15 protein-coding genes are annotated in these 15898 nt (G+C 45.5%); 10 read left to right on the top strand and 5 right to left on the bottom strand.

Features of this window, described 5'->3' with window-relative positions:
* Positions 1-58: 58 nt before the first annotated feature.
* The gene (locus tag BS617_RS09385; RefSeq protein WP_075172558.1) at positions 59-1252 is read left to right on the top strand and encodes an ankyrin repeat domain-containing protein; all 1194 of its coding nucleotides are present in this window, start codon (positions 59-61) and stop codon (positions 1250-1252) included.
* Between the two features lie 60 nt (positions 1253-1312).
* On the opposite strand, the gene BS617_RS09380 is transcribed toward BS617_RS09385, so the two are convergent.
* A complete protein-coding gene (locus tag BS617_RS09380; protein ID WP_075172557.1) occupies positions 1313-2116 on the bottom strand; it encodes a sulfite exporter TauE/SafE family protein in 804 nt (267 codons plus the stop codon).
* Positions 2117-2216: 100 nt separating this feature from the next.
* On the opposite strand from BS617_RS09380, the gene BS617_RS09375 reads away from it, so the two are divergent.
* From BS617_RS09375 to tmpT, 4 genes are all read left to right on the top strand, one after another.
* On the top strand, positions 2217-3020 hold the full coding sequence (locus tag BS617_RS09375) for an AraC family transcriptional regulator (protein ID WP_212667421.1): 804 nt from the start codon (positions 2217-2219) through the stop codon (positions 3018-3020).
* Positions 3021-3172: 152 nt separating this feature from the next.
* Positions 3173-5329, top strand: a complete 2157-nt coding sequence (gene katG, locus BS617_RS09370; RefSeq protein WP_075172555.1) for a catalase/peroxidase HPI — start codon at positions 3173-3175, stop codon at positions 5327-5329.
* Between the two features lie 246 nt (positions 5330-5575).
* Entirely contained in the window at positions 5576-6220 is a 645-nt protein-coding gene (locus BS617_RS09365; protein WP_075172554.1) for an SGNH/GDSL hydrolase family protein, read from the top strand.
* Positions 6221-6342: 122 nt separating this feature from the next.
* Positions 6343-6984 carry a thiopurine S-methyltransferase gene (tmpT, locus tag BS617_RS09360; protein WP_075172553.1) on the top strand — a complete coding sequence of 214 codons (642 nt, stop codon included), beginning with the start codon at positions 6343-6345 and terminating at the stop codon, positions 6982-6984.
* A gap of 65 nt (positions 6985-7049) precedes the next feature.
* Here tmpT and BS617_RS18000 read toward each other — a convergent pair whose 3' ends face one another.
* Positions 7050-7307, bottom strand: coding sequence for a DUF1127 domain-containing protein (locus BS617_RS18000; RefSeq protein ID WP_083609984.1), 258 nt, complete (start codon positions 7305-7307; stop codon positions 7050-7052).
* A gap of 178 nt (positions 7308-7485) precedes the next feature.
* On the opposite strand from BS617_RS18000, the gene BS617_RS09350 reads away from it, so the two are divergent.
* Genes BS617_RS09350 through BS617_RS09335 form a run of 4 tightly spaced genes read left to right on the top strand, consistent with a single transcriptional unit; the run spans position 7486 to position 10870 of the window.
* On the top strand, positions 7486-8397 hold the full coding sequence (locus BS617_RS09350; RefSeq protein ID WP_075172552.1) for a LysR family transcriptional regulator: 912 nt from the start codon (positions 7486-7488) through the stop codon (positions 8395-8397).
* Positions 8398-8456: 59 nt separating this feature from the next.
* A complete protein-coding gene (locus BS617_RS09345) occupies positions 8457-9635 on the top strand; it encodes an MFS transporter (RefSeq protein ID WP_075172551.1) in 1179 nt (392 codons plus the stop codon).
* A 14-nt stretch (positions 9636-9649) separates the two neighbouring features.
* Positions 9650-10291: a DUF1294 domain-containing protein gene (locus tag BS617_RS09340; RefSeq protein WP_075172550.1), complete on the top strand. Its 642-nt coding sequence runs from the start codon at positions 9650-9652 to the stop codon at positions 10289-10291.
* A 39-nt stretch (positions 10292-10330) separates the two neighbouring features.
* Positions 10331-10870, top strand: coding sequence for a hydrolase (locus tag BS617_RS09335; RefSeq protein WP_075172549.1), 540 nt, complete (start codon positions 10331-10333; stop codon positions 10868-10870).
* A 40-nt stretch (positions 10871-10910) separates the two neighbouring features.
* On the opposite strand, the gene BS617_RS09330 is transcribed toward BS617_RS09335, so the two are convergent.
* Positions 10911-12125: a glycosyltransferase family protein gene (locus BS617_RS09330; protein WP_075172548.1), complete on the bottom strand. Its 1215-nt coding sequence runs from the start codon at positions 12123-12125 to the stop codon at positions 10911-10913.
* 13 nt (positions 12126-12138) lie between these two features.
* Positions 12139-12930 (bottom strand): HAD-IIB family hydrolase, encoded by a 792-nt coding sequence (locus BS617_RS09325; protein ID WP_083609982.1) that lies wholly within the window; start codon positions 12928-12930, stop codon positions 12139-12141.
* A 467-nt stretch (positions 12931-13397) separates the two neighbouring features.
* On the opposite strand from BS617_RS09325, the gene BS617_RS09320 reads away from it, so the two are divergent.
* Positions 13398-14930: a carbon-nitrogen hydrolase family protein gene (locus tag BS617_RS09320; RefSeq protein ID WP_075172547.1), complete on the top strand. Its 1533-nt coding sequence runs from the start codon at positions 13398-13400 to the stop codon at positions 14928-14930.
* A 59-nt stretch (positions 14931-14989) separates the two neighbouring features.
* Here the strand turns inward: BS617_RS09320 and BS617_RS09315 are convergent, their stop codons facing one another.
* Positions 14990-15766: a sulfite exporter TauE/SafE family protein gene (locus BS617_RS09315; RefSeq protein ID WP_212667420.1), complete on the bottom strand. Its 777-nt coding sequence runs from the start codon at positions 15764-15766 to the stop codon at positions 14990-14992.
* Between the last annotated feature and the right edge of the window lie 132 nt (positions 15767-15898).

Raw genomic sequence — 15898 nt, 5'->3', positions numbered from 1 at the left:
GCATATGATGCTAAAGTAAAATAGTGTTGTTGTGGTTTTGAAGAATGGAGAGCGTTGAATGAAGCCAGTTAATTCTGTGTTGCGCGTATGGGTCTTGTTGTGTGTTAGGTGCAAGCTGGCTATAAGCGCACTCTTGTCTGTTTTAGTGCTAGCCGGTTGCTCGTCTACCCCTGTTAATAGTTACGAAAACTATATTATGAATAACCCCAGCCTTGTGGGCGTTAAGCGCTTGGTGGCTGAGGGTAAAGGGATTAATCAGGTGTATTTTCATGGAACGCCCTTGTGTATGGCGGCCCGAAAAGGTGATATCCCTACCATGAAATACCTCATTTCGTTGGGGGCGGATCTAAATTTAGGTAACCGATTGGACAGTGATTTTATCAGCCCACTGCATGCCGCCGCTGCGGTAGGTAAAGACGAAGCCGTTAAATTATTATTGATTCATGGGGCGGATACGTCTTTAAAAAATGAGAGCGGTAAAACGCCTCTGATGATGGCAAGAGATAAGCGGTATTGGGATGTCGAGCAAGCGGGGTATGATCGTACAATCGCGATATTTGAGGCTTTTGAGCACATTAAACCTGCATGGGATGAGGCTACGCAAGAAGATACCGAAGCATCTTACACGGCATTTATTGAGCAGAACCCTAATACTATTTTACAAGAGGTAGCTATCGAAAAGCGTGAGGCGGCCATGTTGCGTGACTCAGCTCCTAGCCCGCAAGAGCCGCGTTTAGCAACGATGGCACAAAGTAACGATGCGCCTGCGATACAGCCTGAGTCGGTAGAGCCTGCAGCACAAACAAAAATTGTTGCCTCCAATGAAGATAACAAAGTGGATGCTGGCATGACTCAACCAGCCGAGGTAGTAAAAGAGGAGCACGCGGTTGAGGCTGATGATAAGGCGTCGGCAACATCAAGTCCTGAACGTCGGTTACTGGTAGAAAAGGAGAAGTTCGCGGTTTGTAAAACGTATAATGTTGGTACTAAAACAACCGCGGGCTGTATCAATGTTCGGCTGGTTAGCAATGATGAGGCGTGCTCAGGCCCCGGTGATAGTAGCTGCTCTGATTCGATGCAAGGACTGTGTCAGGCGGTTGGTAAACAACTAGGGATTCCATTTGATGAGTTTTCTTCTGGGTTGGGAACCTTTGCGAGCGTTGACGCCTGTGTAGCAGCCTGTGATAAAAGTTACGGAAAAGCATGGGCGCAGTATGGGCGTAAATGCTTAGGGCTTGTTTCTAGTTTTTGATGTGCTGCGTTTGAGGGGGCAAAGAGTACCTTGCACCTCTCAAGCTACGACGGTTCGTGATCACATGACGGACATGAGCATTTTGATACTCAATATCACAGATAAGATCCCAATAACTTTTTTTAACGCTGAAGCCGGCATATGAGAAGCTAATCGAACCCCTACACCGGTTGCCAAATAACTGCTTAAGGCAAAGATAAAGACGGCCGGTAAATAGATATATCCCACTGTAAAATTATCCCAGTCTGTATTTGCCCACCCGTTCATTAAGTACCCTAATGTGCCTGATAGCGCGACGGGAAAGCCAATGGCAGCTGATGTCCCTATCGCTTTTTTAATAGTAAAGTTTTGATGCATTAAGTAGGGCACGGTCAAACCTGCGCCGCTAACAGACACGAGTGCCGAAATTGATCCAATGGTTAACCCGCTTAGCGTATTCCCGGTGATACCATGAGGTTCAGGGTTTGAGGAATAGGTGGGGTTTAAGAACATTTTATAGGCGACAAACATCATAAATAGGCTAAAAAATATAGCCAGATAAACTCCTTGTACAAGCGATGCAAAAAACGTAGCAATAAAAGTACCTACCAATACACCTAGGGTCATTTTAATGGCCATGGAGATGTCTACATTCGCTTTCTGATAATGAGCGCGCATACTGCCAAAGGTAGTGAATATCATGCCTGCCATGGATGATCCGAGCGCTAAATGCACCACGTTATTTTGGTCCATACCTTGTAATGTAAAGATCACGGTGAAAAGCGGGACGGTCATACCTCCGCCGCCTACACCTACCAGACCCGCTAAGAAACCCACACCTAAACCGGTGGCCACATAGTAAAAAATATACAAGGGTTCAATCATTACCATAGCCTCTAACGTTATCGTGAAAGACAAATTTTATGGCATGATGAACAAGTACCGATAACGGTGTTTGGACAATAAATAATGGATAATGGCCATTGTGGATAAACAAATAACGTCTCAGCCGGATTACAGTGAGTGGGCGCATGGCCCCGAATTAATCACTAAACAATGGACGCGTGAGCCATCACAGCGTTTCAATCCTCATCAACGCCCTTATCAATGGCACAAGCACCTTCGTGGACAGCTTTTATGTATTGAGTCGGGCTTAATACACGTAAGAACCGAGAAAGGCACTTGGGTGTTACCTCCGCACCGCGCCGGTTGGATCCCTCCGGATGCCATGCACAGTGTTCACTTTTGCAGTGCATTGCGAGGGTGGTCGTTGTTGCTTACGCCTGATGTGTGTGAGGCGTTACCTGCTTCACCGTGCGTCATAGGTATTAGTGATGTATTAAGGGCGTTAACCCAGCGAAGCAAGCGGTGGGATAAGGCCGAACCATTAACCGTGGAACACAGGCGAATGCTGTCCGTGATAGTCGATGAAATAAGGCTTACGCCGCATGAATCACTCCATTTACCCATGCCTCAGGATTCCAGATTACAAAAGGTTACCCAAGCGCTGCTTGATGACCCGGGTAACCAAAAAACAGTTGAAGAATGGGCAGCGCTTGGCTCTGTCTCTTCTCGCACACTGCGACGCTTAATGCGAGCCGAAACGGGTTTAAGCTTTGCAAAATGGCAGCAACAAGCGAAGCTAAACTGCGCACTTGAGATGTTGGCGCGAGGAGTCTCTGTGGGCGATGTAAGCGATAAGTTAGGCTATTCGACCCCCAGTAATTTTATTGCGATGTTTAGAAAAGCCTTTGGTGATTCGCCTAAGCAGTACCTTATGAGCCGCTAATAGATTGATTATGAATCTATTTAGATGGTTTATAGGGAATAACTATTAAACTGATAAAATCAATTGGTTACCAATATTCGAATAACTGGTTAATACTGTAGTCCTACTCTTGAACAAGCAACGTACTTCATACGAAAGATAGGATATTCAACATGTCTAATAATAAATGCCCAGTTATGCACGGTGGCGCTACAGAAAGCAGCCAATCAGTAACCGAATGGTGGCCAAAAACATTAAATTTGGACATCTTGCACCAACATGATGTTAAAACGAATCCGCTAGGTGAAGACTTTGACTACCGCGAAGCGGTTAAATCCCTTGACGTTGCTGAATTGAAAAAAGACATGCACGCCTTGATGACTGACAGCCAAGCGTGGTGGCCTGCTGATTGGGGACATTACGGCGGCCTTATGATTCGTACTTCTTGGCATGCGGCGGGCACGTATCGTTTATCTGATGGTCGTGGTGGTGCATCTACCGGTAACCAGCGTTTTGCTCCACTAAACTCATGGCCTGATAACGCTAACACGGATAAAGCGCGTCGTTTGTTGTGGCCGATTAAAAAGAAATACGGCAACAAACTAAGTTGGGCAGACTTGATTACTTATGCAGGCACGATTGCGTATGAATCCATGGGGCTAAAAACGTTTGGGTTTGCATTTGGTCGCGAAGATATTTGGCATCCAGAAAAAGATATTTACTGGGGAGCTGAGAAAGAGTGGTTAGCGCCTAGTGGCAGTGAAGGTAGCCGTTATTCCGGAGAGCGCGACCTAGAGAACCCGCTTGCTTCAGTTATGATGGGATTGATTTATGTAAACCCTGAAGGGGTAGACGGTAACCCAGACCCACTAAAAACGGCTCAAGATATTCGCGTTACTTTTGAACGCATGGCCATGAACGATGAAGAGACTGTTGCGTTAACGGCAGGTGGCCATACGGTAGGTAAGTGCCACGGTAATGGCAGTGCAGAGATCCTAGGGCCTGAGCCAGAAGGCGCTGAATTAGAAGATCAAGGCTTGGGGTGGTTGAATAAAACCACGCGTGGTATTGGTCGCGATACGGTCACTAGTGGCATTGAAGGGGCGTGGACAACCAACCCGACACAATGGGATAACGGATACTTTGAGTTACTACTTAATCACGAATGGGAGTTGAAGAAGAGCCCAGCGGGTGCGTGGCAGTACGAGCCAATCAACATTAAAGAGGAAGACAAGCCTGTTGATGTAGAAGACGCATCAATCCGCCATAACCCCATCATGACCGATGCCGATATGGCCATGAAGATGGATCCAGAATACCGGAAAATAGCTGAGAAGTTTTACAATAACCCGGATTACTTCTCAGAGGTGTTTGCACGGGCGTGGTTTAAGTTAACTCACCGTGATTTAGGCCCTAAAGCGTGCTACATCGGCCCGGATGTACCACAAGAAGACCTAATTTGGCAGGACCCAATACCCGCAGGTAATACCGACTACGATGTTGATGCGGTAAAAGCAAAAATTGCAGCCAGCGGTTTAACCGTTAGCGAAATGGTGTCAACTGCGTGGGATAGCGCACGAACATTCCGTGGCTCTGATAAGCGCGGTGGTGCAAATGGTGCGCGCATACGCTTAGCTTTCCAACGAGCATGGGAAGGCAATGAACCGGAGCGTCTTGCTAAGGTGTTGCCTGTGCTTGAAGCGATAGCGGCTCAAACGGGTGCCAGTGTAGCGGATGTTATTGTGTTGGCGGGTAATGTCGGTGTTGAGCAAGCGGCTAAAGCGGGTGGTTTTGACATAACCGTTCCGTTCTCTCCTGGACGCGGAGATGCGACCGAAGAGATGACTGATATTGAATCATTCGATGTACTTGAACCAGTACATGATGGATACCGTAACTGGGCTAAGCGTGATTACGTAGTCAGCCCAGAAGAGATGTTGCTTGATCGCACTCAATTGATGGGACTAACCGCACCAGAAATGACCGTATTGGTTGGAGGTATGCGTGTAATAGGCACCAATTACGCTGGTACTAAACACGGTGTGTTTACTGACCGTGAAGGCGCATTGAGCAATGACTTCTTTGTGAACTTGACTGATATGAATTACACATGGAAGCCGTACCGCAAAAACCTTTATGAGATCCGCGACCGCAAAACGGATCAAGTTAAGTGGACCGCAACCAGTGTTGATTTAGTGTTTGGTTCTAACTCAATCTTACGCGCTTATGCAGAACTATATGCGCAGGATGACAGCAAAGAGAAGTTCGTGAAGGACTTTGTCGCTGCCTGGACCAAGGTTATGAACGCAGACCGGTTTGATTTGGTGTAACGTCATAAATTAACGTGTAACCCGCGAGCCAATATCCCCACCTGTCTAAGGCAGCGTGGGGATTTTTTTTGTCATATGTTGGGGTGGTTATTCATATGCCTGTTTATAAAAGCGCATTTAGCTTTTGAGTTTAAGCGGCTACTTGAGTTGCAATGTGAACTTTATAATTAGATGCTTATCTTCCTATGTAGACAATAAAAATAACAATAATGGGTACTACTCAAGCTATACAGGAATCTTAACGTTATGAATCAAATCCTTATCTACTCCGACAGCCTGACTTGGGGCATTATTCCTGATACTCGTGAGCGCTTGGCATTTAATAAGCGCTGGCCGGGGGTGTTTGAAAACGCGTTGAACTCGTCTGGGAAGAATGTACGTGTGATTGAAAACTGCCTCAATGGACGCCGGACAACATGGGAAGACCCTTTCAAAGAAGGCCGAGACGGTTCGCAAGGTGTTGCTCAAGTGATCGAAATGCACTCTCCATTGAGTTTGGTAGTCATCATGCTGGGTACTAATGACTTCCAAGTAACACACAACAATACTGCTTGGTTATCGGCTCAAGGCACGGGCAAAATCATTCAGATTATTCGTCAAGCACCGGTTGAGCCGGGCATGCCGTTACCGGAAATTATGGTCGTTGCCCCTCCACCCATTACAAAGCCAACGGGAGCTATTGCTGATAAGTTTGACGGGGCTGAGAAACGTGGCGCTGGTTTAGCGATGGAGTTAGAAAACATTGCCAAAGTACATGATACCTATTTTTTTAATGCGGGCAGTGTTACTAAGGCCAGCGTTAAAGATGGGATTCATTTAGACGAAGATCAACATCAGGTCTTAGGTAAGGCGATTGCGCAGGCCGTAGCTGAGCGAATAGACCTGTGGTAAAGGTTAATCCGTTTAATCGCGACTAATGTTCTATAGGTGAGGCTTTAAAAAAGTAAAAATCCAACGGTTAAGAGTGTTAGTTTATACAAAGAAACCTTTGGATATTTTTATAAGAGATTGTTATGGAAGCTAGTTTTTGGCATCAAAAATGGGAGCGTAAAGAGATTGCTTTTCACGAAGGTGATACAAATGCCTTGTTATTAGCACACTTTGATAAGTTGAATTTAGCGCCTAGTAGCCGCGTATTCATCCCGTTATGTGGTAAAACGCGAGATATAGCTTGGTTATTGGCATCTGGCTATCAGGTTGTGGGTGCCGAGTTAAGCGAGCTGGCTATTAAAGCGTTATTCGAAGAGCTGGGCGTTGAGCCAAATATTACATTGCACGGCAATTTTATGCGTTATCACGCGCCTGATATTGATATTTTTGTCGGTGATTTTTTTGATTTAACCGCTGAAATCATTGGAGAGGTTGATGCTATTTATGACCGGGCTGCTTTGGTGGCGCTTAATGACAGTTTACGTGGTCAATATGCCGAGCACCTTATCAATATTAGCCGTGCAGCGGCGCAATTAATTATTACTTATGAGTATGATCAAACGGTTATTCCGGGACCTCCTTTTTCGGTAGAAGAATCGCAAGTCCGCGAATTTTATGAAGCGACCTATCAGCTTACATTTGTCGAGCGCCAAGCTATAGAAGGCGGTTTAAAAGGGAAGGTGGCGTCTTCGGAAGCGGTTTGGCTACTTAAAGCCAGCGTCTAAGCTTATGAGTTGATAACGGTCATGTTGGGCTGCTGACCGTTATCAATAGTAAAAATCACAATGGGTTATCCTTTCCAAAATGGCTTGTTGGCTTCATTGAGTGCTTCTGCACGGCTGACACCAATATCTTTTAATGCATCATTATCAAGTTCTCTTAGCGCAAGGCGGGTGCGACGGCGCTGGTTCCATGTTGTTAAGTCTTGACGTCGTTGCGCGATAAATGTGCGAGCATGCTGTGCAAGTGGCGTAAAGAATACGGCCAACGAGTGGGATAGCGGTGCATGCGTGCTGTGTATGGCTAGCGTGTTAAGTGGTGCTTTCATGGTAAATCTCCTTAGTGGAATTGTCGTTCTTGGTGCTGGATGTAGATTGCTACTAAGGGGAAAGTAAATCTAATCGTTCCTTTTTATAGGGGTGTTCAGTAATTGTGATCATAGGCTGTGGTTACATGTGCTTTAATAATGCAGGACTAGCACGCAACTGATCATGAGGGATTGGCAGATGGAGTTATATCAACTGAAATCATTCGTTAAAGTAGCTGAGCTGGGTAACTTGACCCGCGCATCCGAGGCTCTGTTTACAAGCCAACCCGCGATTAGTGCCCAAATTAAAGCATTAGAAGAGTTTTTAGGAGTTCAGCTCTTTGTTCGTTCGGCTAAAGGCATGAATTTAACTGAGGCGGGTAATCGCTTATATGATGACGCCTGCGTTACGCTGGCGGCGGCCGATAAACTGCACCAACGCGCTTTGTTATTGCGTGATGAAATTGTCGGTGAGTTAAAAATTGGTATCCATACGGACTTTGACTTTGTAAAAACAGGGGCGTTATACCAAGCCATGAAAGCGCGCTGTCCTCAATTGAATTTGCATTTTTATCAAACCTCCAGCGCAACAATTATAAGGCCCTTACGCACCGGCGAGTTTGATGCGGGCTTCTCATTTGGTCCTAAAAAAAGTGGAGAGTTGAGTGTTGAGGTGCTAACCCAGGTACCATTGAAGGTGGTGATCCCTAAAGTATTCTCACCTGAGTTAGGGCAGGCTGACCTAGCCACCTTGGCCGAATTACCGTGGGTTTATACCTCTAATTCATGTCCTTTTTACGGTATTTGCGAAGCATTATTTGCGGGCGAGTCCGTGTCGCCGCAGCAACTGGCCTGGGTGGATACAGAAGAGGCAATGGTTGCACTCGTTAAAGCGGGCGCTGGTTTATCCATTTTACGAGAAGACATGGCGGCTCGGTTGGAGCAAGAAGGTTTGGCGTATGTATGGGAGGGAGAGGTGCCTGAAATTGAATTTAACTTTGTTACCACGTTGCGTCGTCAGCATGATCCTCTCATTTCATTGTTCCGCGAATGTATTTATGACTGTTGGCAGCTAGAATTCCCAAAAACTACAGACGTACAAAGTGCATAGATGACGATAAATACCATTGAACAGACTCTGTGCACGGAAGCAGGAAAAGGAAAGAAGACATGTTAGGAATAGTTGTTTGGGGGCTAGCGCTAGGGCAAGCATTATTGATCACGGGGAATATTCTTTTAGTGTCGGTCACTGCTTTAATAGGCCAGAGCATCGCACCGCAGGGGTTGGCAACTGTGCCTGTGGCTCTACAATTTTTGGGTTTAATGAGCAGTACATTACCCGCCGCGTTATTGATGGGGCGTTTAGGTCGTAAAAAAGGCTTTTTACTAGGTAATGTAGTGGGGGTAATCGGAGCTGGTTTAGCGTTTTATGCCGTTAGTGAATCGCTATTTTTGCTGTTTTGCTTATCCACCTTCTTACTAGGGATTGCTATTGGCTTTGGGCAGCAATACCGGTTTGCTGCAACAGAGCATGCTCCTAGCCATAAAGCACCGCAAGCAATCAGTTTGATAATGGGGGCCGGTGTTATTGCTGCTGTTTTAGGGCCTAATATGGCAATTTGGTTTGAGTATTTGTTCCCTGATGTGCAATATTTGGGAGCTTTTGCCGTGTTGTTTGTTTTGTATGTACTAACCACCTTGCTCATTTACTTTTTGCCGCTTAAACCATTGAGTGTCGACGAGCGCGCTAGCTCACCACGCTCATATGGGCAGTTGTTGCGACAGCCGCCACTGATTGGAGCCATAGCCGCTGGGGCTATTGGTTATGGTGTTATGGTGCTTATTATGACGGCAACGCCATTGGCGATGCACTCAGGGGGCTTTAAATTTGGTGATACCGCCATTGTTATCCAATGGCATGTGTTAGGTATGTTTTTACCCTCGTTTTTAACGGGTAAGCTTATTTCCCGATTTGGGTCTTACGCCATTATACAACTCGGCTGTGTGTTGCTTTTGGCCTGTATTGTTATTAATCAGTTGGGGCAAAGTTACTCAATTTATATGGTGGCGTTGATCTTGTTAGGGGTGGGCTGGAACTTCACGTTCATTGGTGCAACCACGTTACTCACCCAGTGTTATGAGCCTGCTGATAAAGCGCGCGTCCAAGGTGTTAATGATCTAATTGTTTTCTCATTTAGCGCTGCAGCGAGTGTCTTAGCGGGTTATTGGCACAATTTGTTTGGTTGGGAAATGCTTAATTTAATGATGGTTCCAGCCATAGTCGTGGCTATGTTGGCATTGATCGTGACACAACGCAGACCAATAAAGGAAATGTCGGCACTTAATTAGGGAAGAATGCTTGAATGCAAATTAAAGGAAAAATTGTCTCTTGGGATGATGACAAAGGTTTCGGGTTTGTAGAACCTTGTTTGGGCGGCCGTAAAATATTTTTACATGTTAAAGCGCTTAGCAATCGTAGTTTGCGGCCAAAGATAGGGCAGTTGGTTACTTATCGGGAGTCTACTGACGCGCGAGGCCGCCCATGTGCGGCTGATGCGCTCCTAGCGGGTGAACGAGTTTCGATTAAGTCTAATAGAAAAACACATCGTGCTACTCAATCTTCTGGCGGACATTTTGCTCTTTCTGTGGCTGCAATATTTTTAGTGGGGGTTGCCGCTTCGGTTATTTGGTTGGGTACTCCTATTGTGCTTTTAGCGGCCTATGTGGTGTTAAGTTTAATCTCATTGGCGATTTATGCTGGCGATAAAGCTGCCGCTGAAAGAGGACATTGGCGTACAGCAGAAAGTACGCTCCATCTGTTTGCGCTTATGGGGGGCTGGCCGGGAGCTTATGTTGCCCAGCAAACCATGCGGCATAAGACTAAAAAGGAATCATTTCAGGTAGTCTTTTGGGCTACAGTGCTGATTAATGTGGGCGCTTTTTTATGGTTGTCTTTATCGGGCGGTGCTGAACCACTTCGCTCGTTGTTAAATAGTATTATCTAATCGCTTTTAGCGGTCTTAAGGTCGAGGTTAGGAGAAGTCATGCTTTCGCAAAATGATACCGGCTTAATTATTGTTGATATTCAGGGTAAGTTGGCCGAGATTGTTCATCAGAGTGAATCCGTGATTGCCAATGCCACGGGTTTAGCCAAAGGGGCTAATTGTTTAGGCTTGCCTATTGTGTGGTTGGAACAAAACCCCAGCCGGTTAGGCGCTACAACGGCAAGCTTGAGTGATGCTTTAGGTGATTATCAACCTATACCCAAAATGACGTTTGATGGCTGTGGGGCTGATGCATTTAATGAGGCGATTGAAAAAGCCGGTGTTAAAAGCTGGCTAATCTGCGGCATTGAGACACATATCTGTGTATATCAGACGGCGATGAGCTTGCTACAAAAAGGCTACAACGTAGAGATTGTCAGCGATTGCGTGGCGTCGCGAACCGCGCAAAATAAGGACATGGCAATCACGAAGCTACTGTCTAAAGGTGCGGGTGTCACGAGTTTGGAAATGTGTTTGTTTGAGATGATTGGCGATTGTCGTTCACCAGCATTTAAGGACGTGTTACGGCTTATTAAATAAGCAGTACCGCCGATTTTAACTAGGCGGTACTGCTCATCACTTAAGCGTTATCTAGCTCAACAGCCTCTAGTAGTTGTTCAGGTAGATCAGGGAAAGCGCTAAATACACGGTTCCAGTTAGGAATAAACGGTATCTCCATTGGGTTATGCAGGTACTTTTCGCCTGCATCTAAAATGCTGCCTGAGAAAAACTCAATCGTGCTAGTTTCACTATTGATATCAATCGATAATCCATTGATATGGGCGTCTGCATCGTATTTTTCCAACATATCTAAGGCTTCACGCAAGTAAACTGCCTTTAATGCACGGAAGAACGAGCTATCCATTGTGGTGCCTTCTGTTCCTAACTTGCGGAAGACAGCTTTGGCAATCTCGTATGTCATGCGCGATAGTCCGCCGTCGTGGTCGGAAGTGCCCATGTCTTGATGTTTGTGGTCATAGTTATCGGCAATATCAACCTGACACACACGGCGTGGGGTCATGTTGCGGTAAGCTTCCGACAAGATCCCAATCTCCAAGCCCCAATCACTGGGGATTCGGATGGCACTGAGTAGGTCTGTACTGAGCGAGAATTCCCCGGAAAGCGGATATCGGAATGCATCGAGAAATTCGAGATAATCAGTGTTGCCCAATAGTTTTTTCAGGGAGGTAATCAGTGGTTGTACAAATAAGCGAGTTACGCGGCCACTGAGTCTGCCTTCGCTGTTAACACGTGTGTAGTAACCCTTACAAAACTCGTAGTCTAATGCTGGGCTAACAATGGGGTAGAAGAGCCGAGCGGGGATATCACGCGAATAGGTTAAAATATCGCAATCGTGTAATGCCACCGCTTTACTGTTATTGGCCGCTAGTATGTAACCAATGCAGTACCATACATTGCGCCCTTTGCCGGGTTCTGATGGGCCTAACCCTGCTTTTTCAAGTGAGTCCGCTATGGCACGCAAGCGAGGGCCGTCGTTCCATAAAATCATTTTCTTTTGCGGTAAACGGTCGAAAAACTTTTTAGCTTTTTCAAATTGTTCTTCATCGGCTTGGTCGAGACCAATCACAATTTGGTTGATGTAGTCTGCTTTCTTAAGTTCTTCGATAATGTTTTCTAGTGCAGGACCTTCTAATTCTGAATACAGCGAGGGTAATAACAAGGTCATTGGGTTGCGTTTGGAATAACGACGCAGTTCTTTTTCTATCTTTTCTAATTCGTAACCCGGAAGACGATGAAGCGTTGTAATGGATCCGGTTTGTTTGTAATCAGACATGGTTCTCTCCGTATTATTCTTGTAAAAGCATCATAATGGCGGTGTTCCATCCGAGTGGCCCTGGTTCTTTTGTTCGGATAATTCGACGACCTTCCGCTTTTGCGCTCTGTTCCGATATAGCAAGAGGCGTGCCATCAGGATTTAAAATAACAATCCCGATATCTGCTGCCGAAATCATTTCTTGATCATTGGGGCCATCACCCAATGCAATGACCGTTGGCTTTATTTGGTGTGTTGTTTGGTATTCATTGATAAGGTATTGCATGGCTTTAACCTTATCGGTATCGCCCATTACATGCCAAAAGCGCCCACCGCGTTTTAAGGTGAGGCCTTTTTCGTTGAGTTGGGTTGTAAAGCGTTCGAGTGCTTCTTTGGTGTCTTTCCAAATCAGTGGTTCTGACGCTTGTCGTTTGGCCGCGCGTGCTGCGGATTCAAGAGGTAACCCCGTGATATCGGATATTTCTTGGTCTGTCCAATCATGGAAGCCCGCAAACAAATAGTCATGTGCTTGCTTTAGCTCGTCTAATGTTTGGCAAATAAAGTCATAATCTTTGCCTAGGATAACGGGGGCCGCGTGGTTGGGCTGTTGGATAATACTGCCGTTTTCAGCAATTATGGCGGTATCTAAGCTCAATTCACCTGCAATTGCTTCAATTTCGGCAATCGTTTTGCTGGAGTTTAAAATGACGGGGATGTGCCTTTCGTTCAGCTGTGCCAAGGCGGGTTTTGCAGGCGCAAAACTATAAGAGTGGTGATCCAAAAGCGTGCCGTCGAGATCGGTAAAGACCAGTGCATGTGTCATCATTGGCGGCTCTCCTTATCGTGTATCGCATTCACTTTATCAAGGCGTGATGCCGTCTAAAAACGGTATCAAATCTACCAGCTACCAATTTACTCTCATGAATATTTGTGGTGCGCTTACTTCATCGAGAGTAGGCCATTGAGTTTCTATTTAACTGATAAATAATGATAATTTAATGACATAAAAACATGATGAAGATTTTTTTACCAGCTATCTTATTCTGCTTAAGCGAATTCTGGACCCGTTCTGCATGTTTTTGTGCTTAATAACTTTTGGGTACGTGAACGCTAAATGATAAGCCCTGTACGGTTGTATTTTTTTCCATCGCTAATCAATAGGTAAAGAGGATGGTCTCTACGCATGCGTCGCTGAACAAAGGCGTTAATTAGCAGACTAAAAAGCTATTCATGCTGCGCTGCAGCTAGTTATACTGACGTCACAAGCTAACATTGCTACTTAAAGGAAACACCATGCTTGAAGATCTGCATCTGAAAATCCGCAACCTTGAAAAGTCAGATTACCCTCAACTAAAGGAGTTGATGGATTCTATCTATGACGATATTGGGGGGGCGTGGCCAGAACATACAATCTTTAAGTTGATGGAAGATTTACCTGAGGGGCAAATTTGCTTAGTGGATCACGACCAAATCGTCGGCGTAGCACTCTCTGTGCAAGTAAACTACCTTCGTTTTAGCAACCCGCATACATACGATGATCTTATTAGCGCAAAAGAAACCATTTTGAATAATCCTGATGGCGATGCGTTATACGGGCTAGATGTACTTATTCATAAGGATTATCGGGGGTATCGTTTAGGACGACGTTTGTATGAAGCGCGTAAAGAGCTATGTCGTCAACATAACTTGCGCGCCATTCTGGCGGGTGGGCGCATACCCAATTATTACCAGTATGCAGACGAAATGACGCCAGTTGAATATATCGAAGCGGTTGACCACAAGCGAATTTATGATCCTATTCTAACTTTTCAGTTATCAAATGACTTTCAGGTAACACGGTTATTGAAACAATACCTACCTGAAGATGAAAAATCTCAGGGGTATGCAACGCTATTAGAGTGGCGGAATATCTTCTTTGAGCCAGAAGGCAGTGTTCTTGAATCCCGTAAAACGCTTATACGTATTGGTGCTATTCAATGGCAAATGCGAGAAGTGGAGTCTGTTGAAGAAATGCTCAAACAGGTTGAGTATTTTATTGATGCGCTTTCAAGTTATAAAAGCGACTTTGCTTTGTTTCCCGAGTTTTTCAATGCACCATTAATGGGCTTGAGCCCAGATCAGCGCAACCAAACAGAAGCCATTCGTTTTGTGGCTAGTTTTACTGAGTTATTTAAAAACGAAATGTCTCAAATGGCTGTGAGCTATAACATTAATGTGATTACAGGGTCGTTGCCGTTAGTAGAAGATGATCAACTGTATAACGTGAGTTACTTGTGCCGTCGAGATGGCACCATTGAGGTGCAAAGTAAGATTCATATTACACCGCATGAACGTCGTGACTGGGTTATTCAGGGCGGTAATGAAGTTAGGGTATTTGATACTGATGCGGGCCGAGTGGGAATATTGATTTGCTATGATGTCGAATTCCCTGAACTGGGCCGTATCTTGGCTGAGCAAGATATGGACATATTGTTTGTACCGTTTTGGACAGACACAAAAAATGGGTATTTACGCGTGCGCCATTGTGCTCAAGCGCGCGCAATTGAAAACGAGTGCTATGTGGTTATTTGTGGTAGCTGCGGAAACCTCCCTCAAGTTGAAAATTTGGATGTTCAGTACTCGCAAGCGGCGGTGTTCTCCCCATCGGATTTCTCCTTCCCGCATGATGCTGTCATGGCGGAAACAACACCCAACACGGAAATGATCATGTTTAGCGACCTCGATTTGGATAAGCTAAAACTGGTACGCAGTGAAGGGTCAGTTAATAATTTGAAAGATCGCCGGACAGACCTTTACAGCCTCGCTTGGAAGAACAAAACGCTGTAATTGCTTTGAAAAGTTTGAGAAGAGCTCAGTTCGGCTCTTCTCAAATGTTGGGTGTGACTTTACTGGCTGGCTAGGTACACATCGTAGAAGAAATACAGGGTTGTAGCGACACTCGCCACAATGACAAAAGCGCGAACCCCTTTTTGTGGCAAACGACGAGATAGATGTGCTGCAAAATATCCCCCCGTGAGCGTCCCCAGTAGCACTAGCGTACCCGCGTACCAAGCGATGACGCCGTCCCAGATAAATAATGCTACCGCAATGATTGATACCGCTGATGAAACCAATAACTTGATTCCGTTCATTGCGTTAATGTTGGTATAACCCGCTAAGGCTAAATAGCTTAGGCTTATAATGCCTAAACCGGCATTAAAAAAACCGCCGTATGTGGATACGCCAATTAATAACAAACTTAATAAAAAACCACCCAATGCGGATGCATGTTTATGATGCGAGGCGGTATGTTTGAGCCAACGGTTTACATCGCCCCCCCAAATAAACATCACTGTCGCAAATAATAATAGCCATGGTATCGCTTGTCTGAAGGTTGCATCAGAGGTGTGCAGCAGTAAATACGCGCCTGCTAGTCCGCCAATCAAACTCAGTACTAAGATTTTAGGAAGTTCCGCTTTGTGCTCTATCAGCTCTTGGCGCAAAGCAAACGTACCGCTTAAATAACCAGCCGATGACGCAAAAGTATTGGTGGCGTTTGCGCTGACAGGGGGGATCCCCATAAAAATAAGGGCTGGGAAGGTAATAAAACTACCTCCACCGGCAATGGAGTTAAGAATGCCGCCTAAAAAGCCTGCAACAAATAAAAATACAATTTCAAACACAACGACCGCTCCGTGGAACAAACCAAAGGGGCGCACATTAGCATTGCGTGGCAGGGATGAGTAGATACAGATTGCTTCGTTATGAGCAGAACAGTTCACAACAATTTAGGTGTTTTTGTTGCTAACAGGGAC

This window comes from Neptunomonas phycophila, assembly GCF_001922575.1.
In the GTDB taxonomy this organism is placed as follows: domain Bacteria; phylum Pseudomonadota; class Gammaproteobacteria; order Pseudomonadales; family Balneatricaceae; genus Neptunomonas; species Neptunomonas phycophila.
The sequence above is the reverse complement of the archived record's forward strand: the minus strand, read 5'-3'. Positions and strand labels throughout refer to the sequence as shown.

Coding starts and splice junctions, on each gene's coding strand:
- BS617_RS09385 (WP_075172558.1), top strand. CDS start 59: ATGAAGCCAGTTAATTCTGTGTTGCGCGTATGGGTCTTGTTGTGTGTT.
- BS617_RS09380 (WP_075172557.1), bottom strand. CDS start 2,116: ATGATTGAACCCTTGTATATTTTTTACTATGTGGCCACCGGTTTAGGT.
- katG (WP_075172555.1), top strand. CDS start 3,173: ATGTCTAATAATAAATGCCCAGTTATGCACGGTGGCGCTACAGAAAGC.
- BS617_RS09365 (WP_075172554.1), top strand. CDS start 5,576: ATGAATCAAATCCTTATCTACTCCGACAGCCTGACTTGGGGCATTATT.
- tmpT (WP_075172553.1), top strand. CDS start 6,343: ATGGAAGCTAGTTTTTGGCATCAAAAATGGGAGCGTAAAGAGATTGCT.
- BS617_RS18000 (WP_083609984.1), bottom strand. CDS start 7,307: ATGAAAGCACCACTTAACACGCTAGCCATACACAGCACGCATGCACCG.
- BS617_RS09350 (WP_075172552.1), top strand. CDS start 7,486: ATGGAGTTATATCAACTGAAATCATTCGTTAAAGTAGCTGAGCTGGGT.
- BS617_RS09345 (WP_075172551.1), top strand. CDS start 8,457: ATGTTAGGAATAGTTGTTTGGGGGCTAGCGCTAGGGCAAGCATTATTG.
- BS617_RS09340 (WP_075172550.1), top strand. CDS start 9,650: ATGCAAATTAAAGGAAAAATTGTCTCTTGGGATGATGACAAAGGTTTC.
- BS617_RS09335 (WP_075172549.1), top strand. CDS start 10,331: ATGCTTTCGCAAAATGATACCGGCTTAATTATTGTTGATATTCAGGGT.
- BS617_RS09330 (WP_075172548.1), bottom strand. CDS start 12,125: ATGTCTGATTACAAACAAACCGGATCCATTACAACGCTTCATCGTCTT.
- BS617_RS09325 (WP_083609982.1), bottom strand. CDS start 12,930: ATGATGACACATGCACTGGTCTTTACCGATCTCGACGGCACGCTTTTG.
- BS617_RS09320 (WP_075172547.1), top strand. CDS start 13,398: ATGCTTGAAGATCTGCATCTGAAAATCCGCAACCTTGAAAAGTCAGAT.